The sequence below is a fragment of the Pseudoalteromonas sp. A3 genome, from assembly GCF_025942345.1.
Classification (GTDB): domain Bacteria; phylum Pseudomonadota; class Gammaproteobacteria; order Enterobacterales; family Alteromonadaceae; genus Pseudoalteromonas; species Pseudoalteromonas atlantica.
In genome coordinates this window covers 86,524-98,371 of sequence record NZ_JAPCKL010000005.1, presented here as the reverse complement: position 1 = coordinate 98,371, position 11,848 = coordinate 86,524, and the positions used below count along the sequence as shown (strand labels likewise).

Sequence of the window (11,848 nt, the reverse complement as noted above, 5' to 3'; positions counted from 1 at the left end):
ACTTACTATAACACGCGCGATTGCGTGCCCCATTTTAATGGATTATCGCGCCCCTTTGATTGATTAGGAACAACCCCATGTTAAGTTTCCAAGGTGAACATATACTGTCGGTAAATCAACTCGACAGAGACTGCATTGAGCGTATTTTTGCAGTAGCGAAAAAAATGGAGCCTTATGCTAAAAAACAAAAGCAAACAACAGTGCTAGAAGGCGCTATTTTAGCTAATTTGTTTTTTGAACCAAGCACGCGTACGCGTGTAAGCTTTGGTACTGCCTTTAATTTATTAGGCGGTGGCGTGCGCGAAACAACCGGCATGCAAAGCTCAGCCCTTGCTAAAGGCGAATCGCTTTACGACACTGCACGCGTTATTTCAGCGTACGCTGATGCCGTCGCTATGCGCCACCCTGATGCAGGCTCGGTAAGCGAATTTGCAGACGGTTGTACCGTTCCGGTAATTAACGGTGGCGATGGCCCAAACGAGCACCCTACTCAAGCACTACTTGACTTACTTACTATTGAGCGCGAACTCAACCGATTTGATCAAAACATTGATGGCATGCATATCGCCTTAGTTGGCGATTTAAAATATGGCCGCACAGTACATTCATTATCTAAATTATTGTGCCATTACAAAAACGTAAAATTTTCGATGGTGGCGCCCGATGGCCTGCAAATGCCAACGAGTATTTTAGATGCGGTAGAAAATGCAGGCCATAAAATACAATTAGTCAACAAAATGGAAGGGAACTTAGCAGCCGATATTGTGTACCAAACACGTATTCAAGAAGAGCGCTTCCCTTCACAAGAAGAGGCTAATAAATACCGTGGCGGCTTTAGAATTAGCCAATCAATTTATAACGCGCACTGTAAGCCAAACTCCGTGCTTATGCACCCGCTACCACGCGATAGCCGTTTAGAAGCTAATGAGCTTGATAACGACTTAAACAGTAACGACAATTTAGCTATATTCCGCCAAGTACAAAATGGCGTGTTAATTCGTATGGCACTGTTTGCTTTAACCCTCGGCGTAGAAAACAAAGTCGAGCAATATGAAGTAGACGTACCTTGGTTTAGCCGCAAACGCGACAGCTAAACACTTTTACCAAGCGACAACTAATAGGATTTTTCATGACAATTAGCCAAGATTTATTTAATCGCGCACAAACTTCAATTCCTGGTGGCGTAAATTCACCTGTACGTGCATTTAACGGTGTAGGTGGCACGCCACTATTTATTACCAAAGCCGAGGGTGCATTTACCTTTGATGCCGATGGCAACCGTTATATTGATTATGTAGGTTCGTGGGGCCCGATGATCATGGGCCATAACCACCCTGCTATAAAGCAAGCTGTTCACGAAGCGGTAGAAAACGGTTTAAGTTATGGGGCGCCCACTGAAGCTGAAATTTTAATGGCTGAAAAAGTAAAAGCGCTTGTTCCCTCAATCGAAAAAGTACGCATGGTAAGCTCAGGTACCGAAGCAACAATGAGCGCCATTCGCTTAGCTCGTGGCTATACAGGGCGTGATAAAATCCTTAAGTTTGAAGGTTGTTACCACGGCCATGCCGACTCATTATTAGTAAAAGCAGGCTCTGGCGCATTAACCATGGGTGTGCCAAATTCACCCGGTATCCCTGAGGATTTTGCAAAGCACACGCTTACCGTATCGTTTAATAACCTTGATGAAGTAAAAGCGGTATTTGAAAAATACGCAGACGACATTGCCTGTATCATCGTTGAGCCAGTTGCGGGTAACATGAACTGTATTCCTCCTGTAGAAGGCTTTTTAGACGGCTTGCGTGCAGTATGTGATGAGTACAAATCAGTGCTTATTTTTGACGAAGTAATGACCGGCTTTCGTGTTGCTTTAGGTGGCGCTCAGGCGTATTACAACATAAAACCTGACTTAACATGTTTAGGTAAAGTCATTGGCGGCGGCATGCCTGTTGGTGCCTTTGGCGGCAAAACCGAAATTATGGATTACATTGCGCCAGTAGGTCCGGTTTACCAAGCCGGTACTCTTTCTGGTAACCCTATTGCAATGGCTGCGGGTTTAAAATCGCTTGAGCTATTAAGTGAGCCAGGTTTGCACGATAAGTTAGAAGCTATTTCTAAAGCTATTTGTGAAGGCTTTGAGGCAGGCGCTAAAAAAGCAGGCATTCCTTTAACCACTAACTACGCTGGCGGTATGTATGGCTTTTTCTTCACTGAAGCTGAAAAAGTAACCACTTATAAACAAGCTACAGAATGTGATTTAGAACGTTTTAAACGCTTTTTCCACTTAATGCTGGAAGAAGGCGTATACCTAGCACCTTCTGCATTTGAAGCAGGGTTTGTGTGTGCTGCGCACACAGAGCAAGAAGTACAAGCAACTATTGAAGCTGCAGAGCGCGCCTTCGCTAAGCTATAAGCATCCAATACATGTGTTAATAATGTGCGTTATTAACTCTAAAGTTAAAAAAAGCCCTTACGGGCTTTTTTTATTTGTGCGTATTGATAATTGAATGGTTTTTAGCCTTTATACGGTCTCACTTTTTAGACTCACTTTTACCCCACAAGAGAAACGTATGACGAGCTTAAGGCACTTAGCAGCACCTGCTATATCATTAATGGGCAACTTAAAATATAAAACTAAAATTGGTTTAGTTTTTGGAATTTTATTATTACCCCTTGCGCTTAGTTTGTTTTTTTTAGTCTCTTTATTAAGCGAGAGTATCAGCGTCTCTCAAATGCAAAAACAAGGTTTACTGGGCTACAGAGACATTCTTGCAAATCAAATGCAGGGTGAAACCTATAAAAATGTAAAAGTAGCAAAAGCACGTGGTTTTAATGTAAAAGATGAGCAAATGAATGACGTACTTGAGCTGGTTTCAATACAGTCTAATTTAGCCTTAGATAACCAACTTGCGAGTGCTTATGTTAATCGCGCATTAGTTACGCCTATACCTGCGCTTATCATGCAGATAAATGCGACAGCGCAAAGCGCTAATACTGTTCTTACTAATCAGCGTTTTACACCAGAGACTTTTATTGCGCTTTCAAACTTAAGTAAGTCGCTACCTTTGTACCAGCAGCAACTCGATAAAATACTTACAATTGCCACCACGGCCGATGCATCTGTAAATAAAGCACTGACGCCCTCTCTCACTAATTTACATAACGCCATAGCCGCTTTTAAAACAGCCATTGATAAAAAGCTGCTTGAACCAGATGATATACAGCTTACACAAAACGAATTTGCAGGGCTTACCAGCCAAGTGCTTAGTCGTATTAGCCAACTAATTGATAAAAGCATCCCTACCCTTGAAACCCTTATTGAAAATAAACTTCAAACACAGCAGTGGATCAGAAACACAGTATTAGCAGCATCTGTAATAAGTTTACTCTTTGCGTTTTACTTGATGATAGGTTTTTACTTTGCTGTGGTCGATACCATTAATCGCTTTGCCGAAGCTGCGCAAAGAGCAGCAAGTGGCGACTTAAATGCGGTTATCAACTCAAGTACTAATGATGAAATGGATATTATTGCAGCGCGATATAACGCACTTCTTAATGCCTTTTCAAAACTTTTAGAGAATGTAAAAGCAAGTACTGTGGATCTATGCGGCGCCACTAAATCGCTTTCACAGGCAAGCAGCCAAACGAGTAACGATGTTGAAAAACAGCAAATGCGGGTAAACGCTATTCATGATGCACTAAGTAATATGGAGCAAAGTGCGCTAAGTGTTGAAGACTCTGCTAATCAAGCGGTGTTAACAGCACAAGATGCCGCGCAGCATGTAAAGCAAGGCTCTAACAACACCATGGAACTAGCCAAATACATGCAAGACCTTCAAGTTGAATTTACCGAAAGCCAACAAGCCTTAGATAGACTAGCTCAAGATAGCCAAGAAATTAGTAAAGTAAGTAAAGGCATTAGCGAAATAGCCGATCAAACTAACTTACTTGCACTTAATGCCGCCATTGAGGCAGCACGAGCCGGTGAGCATGGCCGTGGTTTTGCCGTGGTAGCTGATGAAGTAAGAACCCTTGCGCAGCGTACACAAACTCAAACGCAAGAAATTCACCAAATAATTAGCTCACTCCAACAAGCCTCTGACGATACACAACAAAAAATGCGCTCAAGTGTCCAGAAGATGGAACAATCGGTAAAAGCCGCCACCGAAACAAACGATATTTTACAAAGTGCAGAGCAAAGCATGGGCGATATAAAACACCAAGGCGAAGAGATAGCACTGCGGGTTAAAGAGCAATCTAACGCAACCACCCAAGCATTAAGTGATGCACAAGAAGTCAGTAACTTAGCAGATCAAACTCTTCTCTCTGCACAATCTACACTGCAAGACGCACAGCAACTTAGTCAGCTCTCTGATCACTTAACTAAATCAATGCAGTTTTTTAAATCTTGATAGGTAAGCTAAATATAATAAAACCGCTGAGTTAGCGGTTTTATTATTAAGGTTTTATTTTATTAGCGTATACACTGCGGCCTAGGTTCAAACTCACTGGCTCTTAGTGGTAACTGAATGACTTTTCCGCATCCGGGCGGTGCTTGTAAACCCGTTCTTTCATTGACGAAAGCCCATCTAATTGATGGCGGACGTGTATCTGCTATTGCTTCAGGGTTGAGCGGTTTTAAGTAACGAATATAAGCTTCTAACGCGCCCACACTACCGGTTAAACCGGTGCTTCTATTATCGTCTCTACCAAGCCACGCAACGGTCACTGTGTTTTGATCAAACCCTGCAAACCAGCTATCACGTAAATCATTACTAGTGCCTGTTTTACCGGCAAGCTGAATTGATGGAAAGTGTAAATTTAAACGCTTAGCGGTGCCGTCTTTTGTCACTCGCTTCATGGCATATTTAGTCATATATACAGCGTCTTTTGCAAAGCGCGGCTCAGACTTAACTTTATGCTTATACAAAACGTTACCTACCGAGTCTGTAAGGGCAGATACAGAGGTAAGCTCTCTATACTCGCCATCTGCTGCGATAGTGGTATAAAGCTGGGCAACCTCAAAGCTCGACATTTCTACAGCACCAAGTAGCAGCGAGGGGTATTCATCTATATTACCTTTTGCGCCTAATCCTTTGAGCGTATTTGCAACTTTATCAACACCTACATCTAGGCCTAAATTTACCGCAGGAATATTAATACTGTTACTAAAGGCTTTATAAAGTGGCAATGCACCTCGGTATTGGTGATCAAAGTTCTCAGGTTGCCACACTTTACCCTGCTCATTTGTTACCTGCACAGGGGAGTCATCAAGTAATGTGGCTAAGTTATAGTGTGGTAACTGCAGGGCTGTTAAGTACACCGCGGGTTTAACTAGAGAGCCAATATTTCGTTTAGTATCGAGCACTCGGTTGAAACCTGAGTAGCGAACATCGCGCCCCGACACTAAAGCCGACACACCGCCTTTTTCTACATTAACTGAGATCATGGCTGCTTCGAGTTTATCGGTGTTAGGGCGTTTTTCTAAATACGGTAAACTTTTTTGAATGGACTCTTCCATCGCCGTTTGTTTTTGCAAATCAAAGTAAGTAAATACACGAACCCCAGCATCTAGTGTTTTTTGATCAGGTAATAACTGCTTAAGCTCACGGTTTACAAGTTCTAAAAAGCCAGGGTATGACTTTTGTAAACTTGCTTTCATAGGCGCTATATCAATTGGGCGTTTAAGTGATGCACGGTATTCTTTTGTAGTTAGTAGCTTGTTTTCAACCATTAAGCGCAGTACTAGGTCGCGACGCTCCATAGTGCGCTCTTTATAGCGTCGAGGATTGTAATACGAAGGCCCTTTGACCATCGCTACCAGCAGCGCTATTTGGTCATATTCCAGCTCATCAACAGGCTTTGAAAAATAAAACTCAGAGGCCAAGCCCATGCCATGCACGCCTTGGTTATAAGATTGTCCTAGGTAAACTTCATTCAAATAAGCTTCTAAAATCTGATCCTTTGAATAACGGTAATCTAGAATAAGCGCAATAAATGCTTCATTTATTTTACGCACTAAAGAACGCTCACGCGTTAGGTATATATTTTTTGCAAGCTGCTGCGTTAAGGTGCTACCACCTTGCACGGTACGCCCTGCTTTAATATTTGAATAAAGCGCGCGCAAAATAGAAAATACCGACACACCATGGTGCTGATAAAAATCCCGATCTTCTACTACTAATAACGTGTCTTTCAACATAGGCGGAAACTTATCAAGCGGTACAAACTCTCTATCTTGCTTTGAATCATTTCCAATACGGGCTATTTGCACAGGCTCTAGGCGAGCGCTGTTTAGGCGCCTGCCAAATTTATCTTTAATGGTTGCTACCTTTTGCCCGGCAAAACGTAGCTCAATAATGTGCGATTCTTCAAGGCCATCATAAAACTCAAAGTCGCGTCGGTAAATTTTTATGCTATCGGCTGTTTTTACAAACTGCCCCGTGCGGCTTAGCCTGTTAACTGATGAATAATTTAGGCGCTCAAGCTCCCACACAACCTCTTGGCTAGATAAAAACTGCCCTGGGTAAAACTCCATTGAGCGTGCGTATACTTGGGCGGGTAACTGCCATTTATTACCTTCAAATATACGTGTTGTTTTTGAATCTAAATATATAAGATACATGGCCATAGCAATAAAAACAGCTAAGCTCAATTTCCAAAAAACAGACCATGTTTTTCGCATAAATGTGCGTTTAACAACAGTGTTTGACGTTTTTTTAGTCGTTTTTGATTTAGCTTTACCTGGCGAGCTGGTTGCTTTAGGTGCACGCTTAGAAGTGGTTTTACTACTGGGTGTTTTTTTGTTGTCAGCCATTTAAATGTAATTTATTCCAAGGTTTATTCACGAGTGTGAGCTTAGCATATTGGCTATAGCCTAACACCTGAAAAGTTAACCTTCCCTGAAACGAAAAAAAGCCCTACCAAGGTAGGGCTTTGTGAACACAATGATTAATCTATTTAATATTAGTTACTGCGAACAGATACAAACTCAGGGTAAGCATCAACACCACAATCGTGTTGGTCCATACCGCTTAACTCTTCTTCTTCGGTTACGCGAATACCCATAGTTTGCTTTAAAATAGCCCACACAATAAATGAAGCTACAAAAACAAAGGCTAAAATAGTCACTAAACCAATAAGCTGTGTTACAAAGTTTGCATCGCCGTTAGATACAGGCACTAACATAATACCTAGCGCGCCACATACACCGTGAACAGAGATAGCACCAACTGGGTCATCAATCTTCGCTTTATCTAGAGCTACAATGCTAAATACAACCAGTGACCCACCTAAAATACCTAGTAAACACGCCATTAATGGAGATGGTGAAAGTGGGTCTGCTGTAATAACCACTAAACCTGCTAATGCGCCGTTTAATACCATAGTTAAATCTGCCTTACCCCATAACACTTTACATACAAACAGTGCGGCAATTGCACCCATTGCAGCAGCAGCGTTAGTATTAAGTAAAATTTGACCTACAGCCGTTGCATTTTCTTTGTCTGAAAGAAGTAATTGCGAACCACCGTTAAAACCAAACCAACCCATCCATAAAATAAACGTACCTAATGTAGCAAGTGGTAGGTTAGAGCCTGGAATTGGGTAAATTTCACCGTTTTTACCGTATTTACCTTTACGAGCGCCAAGTAAAATTACACCTGCTAAAGCAGCTGCAGCACCAGCACCATGAACAATGGCAGAGCCTGCAAAATCAACAAAGCCCATTTCTGATAAGAAACCGCCACCCCATGTCCAGTAACCTTCCATTGGGTAAATAAAGCCAGTTAAAACAACTGCAAATGCTAAGAAAGCAAATAACTTCATACGTTCAGCCACGGCACCCGATACAATCGACATAGCCGTTGCAACAAATACTACTTGGAAGAAAAAGTCAGATTCTAAAGAGTGGTCAGCATCGGCCGCTTGCGTGCCAATTAATGCGCCAATTGAAGGGATAATACCGCCTTCAGCGTTGTCTACATACATAATGTTGTAGCCAACTAATAAAAACATGGTACATGCGATAGAATACAGCGCCACGTTTTTAGTTAAAATTTCAGTGGTGTTTTTAGAGCGAACTAAACCCGCTTCTAACATGGCAAAACCTGCTGCCATCCACATTACTAATATACCCGACACCAGAAAATAAAAGGTGTCGAGTGAAAATTTGAGTTCTACAATTGTGTTTTCCATTAATCAGCCCCCTTAAATTGCTTCTTCATCAAGTTCGCCCGTACGAATACGCACAATTTGATCTAAGTCGTACACGAAAATTTTACCGTCACCAATTTTGCCTGTTGATGCAATTTTGGTAATTGCTTCAACTACGCGTTGGCAATTTTCAGTACGAGTAGCAATTTCAAGTTTGATCTTTGGAATAAAATCTACCTGATACTCTGCTCCACGATACAGCTCTGTATGGCCTCGTTGACGTCCAAAACCTTTAACATCAACTACGGTCATCCCTTCAATACCTAAATCAGCGAGCGCTTCACGCACATCATCTAATTTAAATGGTTTTATGATTGCACTAATCATTTTCATAGTGGCCCCCTCGGACGCTTTATTGTTATCCTGTTGACTTACATAATCCAACCTTTGTGCCACTATTAAAAAACACTTAATATCAATAAGATAAACGTAAATAGTAAATTTAAAACAAAAAAAACGCACCATCAAGGTGCGCTTTTTTAACAACTTAGCTACATTGGTGCATCACCAAAAGTGATGCCCTACTAGCTTGTAATTAGTGTTATTTTTTATATTTACACAACACAGTTTCGGCCATTGTTTTTGGCTTCGTAAAGGGCCGCATCTGCGATGCGCATGGCCTGAGTTAAATCAGTGTTTTGAAAATCAGCAACACCAATACTAATGGTGATAGAAAACGGTTTTTCATCGATTAAAAATTCATGTTTAGCGAGTTTTTTTCTAAAGCCTTCTAAGTACTCTCGCCCACGCGCCGTGTCTATATCATCTAATATAATGGCAAACTCTTCGCCGCCCACCCGCGCAACGGTAAACTTAGAAAACGTAGTTTTAATTAACGTGGCTACCTGCTTTAGTGCCTGATCGCCCGCTTCGTGGCCTAAGGTGTCATTAATATTTTTAAAAAAATCTATATCGAGTAATGCAAGCGTATTTTGCTGTTGTTTTTTTAATAGTTGCTCTGCATATTGGTAAAAATAACGGCGGTTATACATACCCGTTAAATAGTCTCTGTAAGCACTTTCTTTAATATCCGCAATCAGTGACAACTGCTCCATTGTTTGCATAACACGACAATGAAACTCTTCATTCATAAATGGCTTTGTTAAAAAGTCGTTGGCACCGTATTTAATAAACCGAGCCGATAACCCATGTTTACCTGCCCCCGAAAGCCCGATAATGGCCAAATCATCGCGCCCTCTAAAATTACGCACCGCTTTAACCAGTTCAAAGCCATCCATTAATGGCATCGCATAATCGGTCATGAGCAATTTTATATTAGGGTTACTTTTTATTATTTCGAGTGCTTGCTGACCATCTTGCGCATCGGTTACATCAAATAATTGCTTTTCTAGCATTTGCTTCATTAAGGAGCGGCTTAACACCGAATCATCAGCAACCAACGCCTTACAGCCTTGATTTCTCAGAAGCTGAGCCACTAACTTAATAGCGTAATGGTATGAATCGCGATTGTCTTTAATTACGTAATCAATAACACCAAGCTCTAGCATTTGTTGGCGCTTATATTCATCAATTTTTGAGGTAAGTACCACAGTAGGAATGGCGTGTGAAAGTGTAAATTTAGCGACCTCGCCATTAGGTGCATCAGGCAAAGTTAAATCAACTAAAGCCAGCGAGTATTTATGTTTCTCAATATAGTCTTGGCATTCATTTAATGACCATGCGAAATCGACAGCGACATCTAAATATTGAGCCGTTAAGTGGCGTAGCACCTGCTGCACTACTTTACTGTCTTCAACCACTAATACTCTTTGCATAAACTTCTCTTTAATCTTGTTATTTTACGTACTTAAACTTGCACTGAAGCGACAAGCTATGAAAACATCCAATAAAGTTCTGTTTATGTAGCCAGTAAGTAGGCTAGGTCCATTAATGTAAGCGCAAGGCTTGTATTTAATTCAAATACAAAGTCGACCAAATATACTTGATTTTTTAGCTAAGCTAAACACGCTAGGATAAATTAACCCTAAATAAACAAACACGCCGTGTATAAGTTTAGACTTAACCAGTATTATCGACCATTAATCTCAATACTTTTGTTATTTGTGTGTTTTTTATTTTAAATAGCATCTAAACAAAAATAAGGAACGACAATGAAGCTTGTCCAATTAACTCGTTACACCTTAGCGCTTGCCATCGTATTACTTAGCAGTACTGCAACAGCAGAAAACCAACGAAAAATAGACATTGATAGCCACGTAGTCACTAAGCATAAAGCAAAAATTAATGGTGAACGCTTTAGCTACACAGTTAAAACAGGCACTCAGCCGGTGTGGAATGATAATGGCGATACCATTGCCACATTACAATATACCTATTACACACGAGATAAAGTCGATAACACCGCAGCTCGCCCATTACTGATATCGTTTAATGGCGGTCCTGGCTCTGCATCTGTATGGATGCACTTAGCCTATACTGGCCCACGCGTATTAAAAATTGATGACGAAGGCTACCCCATTCAGCCTTATGGCGTAAAAGATAACCCCTACTCAGTATTAGATGTAGCAGATATTGTTTATGTAAATCCGGTAAATACAGGTTATTCACGCGTAGTAGAAAACGCTAAAGGTGAAATGCTTTCGAAAGAGCAACAAAAAGAGCACTTTTTTGGTGTCAATGCCGACATAAAATACTTAGCTGAATGGCTAAATACCTTTGTTAACCGAAACGAGCGCTGGCGCTCACCTAAGTTTTTAATTGGAGAAAGCTACGGCACTACTCGTGTATCAGGCCTTGCCCATGAACTACAAAACAGTCAATGGATGTACATTAATGGGGTGGTATTAGTATCGCCGACCGATATTGGTATAAAACGCGACGGCCCTATAAAAGCGGCTAATCGCTTACCTTATTTTGCTGCAACTGCGTGGTATCACAAAGCACTGAATAAAAACTTGCAAGAAAAAGATCTCAATGAACTTTTACCCGAGGTAGAACAGTTCACTATTAATGAGCTTATTCCTGCCCTCGCTAAAGGTGGCTTTATCGATGCCGATAAAAAACGCCAAATAATAAAGAAGATGGCCGAATATGCAGGCCTTTCAGAGCAGTTTGTAGCGCAAAACAACTTAGATATTCCCACTCGATTTTTTTGGAAAGAACTTTTACGTGAGCGCGGACAAACTGTCGGGCGTCTAGATTCGCGCTATTTAGGTATTGATAAACGCGATGCTGGCGAATCACCTGATTACTGGGCTGAGCTTACCTCTTGGCTGCACTCATTTACGCCTGCAATTAACTATTACCTGCGTGAAGAGCTCAACTATAAAACGGATGTTAAATACAACTTATTTGGCAATGTTCACCCATGGGATCGTAGTAAAAATAATACCGGCGAAAACTTACGTTTAGCGATGGCACAAAACCCGTATTTAAACGTCATGATTCAAGCGGGTTACTACGATGGCGCAACAAATTACTTTGATGCTAAATACACGTTATGGCAGCTTGACCCAAGTGGAAAAATGAAAGATAGGTTAAGCTTTAAAGGGTACCGCAGCGGCCATATGATGTACCTACGACATGAAGATCTTAAGCTTTCAAATAACGACTTACGCGACTTCATTTTAAGATCCCTACCCGCTAAAGGGCAGGCCGCTAAATATTAATTAAAAGG

At 41.2% G+C, this 11,848-nt stretch carries 8 protein-coding genes; 4 read left to right on the top strand and 4 right to left on the bottom strand.

What is annotated here, in order from left to right; genetic code table 11:
* Nucleotides 1-77 precede the first annotated feature (77 nt).
* From OIZ54_RS10905 to OIZ54_RS10895, 3 genes are all read left to right on the top strand, one after another.
* On the top strand, nt 78-1,094 hold the full coding sequence (locus tag OIZ54_RS10905; RefSeq protein WP_004587156.1) for an aspartate carbamoyltransferase: 1,017 nt from the start codon (nt 78-80) through the stop codon (nt 1,092-1,094).
* 35 nt (nt 1,095-1,129) lie between these two features.
* Nucleotides 1,130-2,410, top strand: coding sequence for a glutamate-1-semialdehyde 2,1-aminomutase (hemL, locus tag OIZ54_RS10900; protein ID WP_096042116.1), 1,281 nt, complete (start codon nt 1,130-1,132; stop codon nt 2,408-2,410).
* Between the two features lie 157 nt (nt 2,411-2,567).
* Nucleotides 2,568-4,409 (top strand): methyl-accepting chemotaxis protein, encoded by a 1,842-nt coding sequence (locus OIZ54_RS10895; RefSeq protein ID WP_264390401.1) that lies wholly within the window; start codon nt 2,568-2,570, stop codon nt 4,407-4,409.
* A 62-nt stretch (nt 4,410-4,471) separates the two neighbouring features.
* On the opposite strand, the gene mrcB is transcribed toward OIZ54_RS10895, so the two are convergent.
* From mrcB to OIZ54_RS10875, 4 genes are all read right to left on the bottom strand, one after another.
* Nucleotides 4,472-6,814: a penicillin-binding protein 1B gene (mrcB, locus tag OIZ54_RS10890; RefSeq protein WP_264390400.1), complete on the bottom strand. Its 2,343-nt coding sequence runs from the start codon at nt 6,812-6,814 to the stop codon at nt 4,472-4,474.
* Between the two features lie 149 nt (nt 6,815-6,963).
* The gene (locus tag OIZ54_RS10885; RefSeq protein ID WP_004587161.1) at nt 6,964-8,193 is read right to left on the bottom strand and encodes an ammonium transporter; all 1,230 of its coding nucleotides are present in this window, start codon (nt 8,191-8,193) and stop codon (nt 6,964-6,966) included.
* Nucleotides 8,194-8,205: 12 nt separating this feature from the next.
* A complete protein-coding gene (locus OIZ54_RS10880; RefSeq protein WP_004587162.1) occupies nt 8,206-8,544 on the bottom strand; it encodes a P-II family nitrogen regulator in 339 nt (112 codons plus the stop codon).
* Between the two features lie 221 nt (nt 8,545-8,765).
* Entirely contained in the window at nt 8,766-9,986 is a 1,221-nt protein-coding gene (locus tag OIZ54_RS10875; RefSeq protein WP_029773860.1) for a response regulator, read from the bottom strand.
* A gap of 336 nt (nt 9,987-10,322) precedes the next feature.
* On the opposite strand from OIZ54_RS10875, the gene OIZ54_RS10870 reads away from it, so the two are divergent.
* Nucleotides 10,323-11,840, top strand: a complete 1,518-nt coding sequence (locus OIZ54_RS10870; RefSeq protein WP_264390399.1) for a S10 family peptidase — start codon at nt 10,323-10,325, stop codon at nt 11,838-11,840.
* Nucleotides 11,841-11,848: the final 8 nt, after the last annotated feature.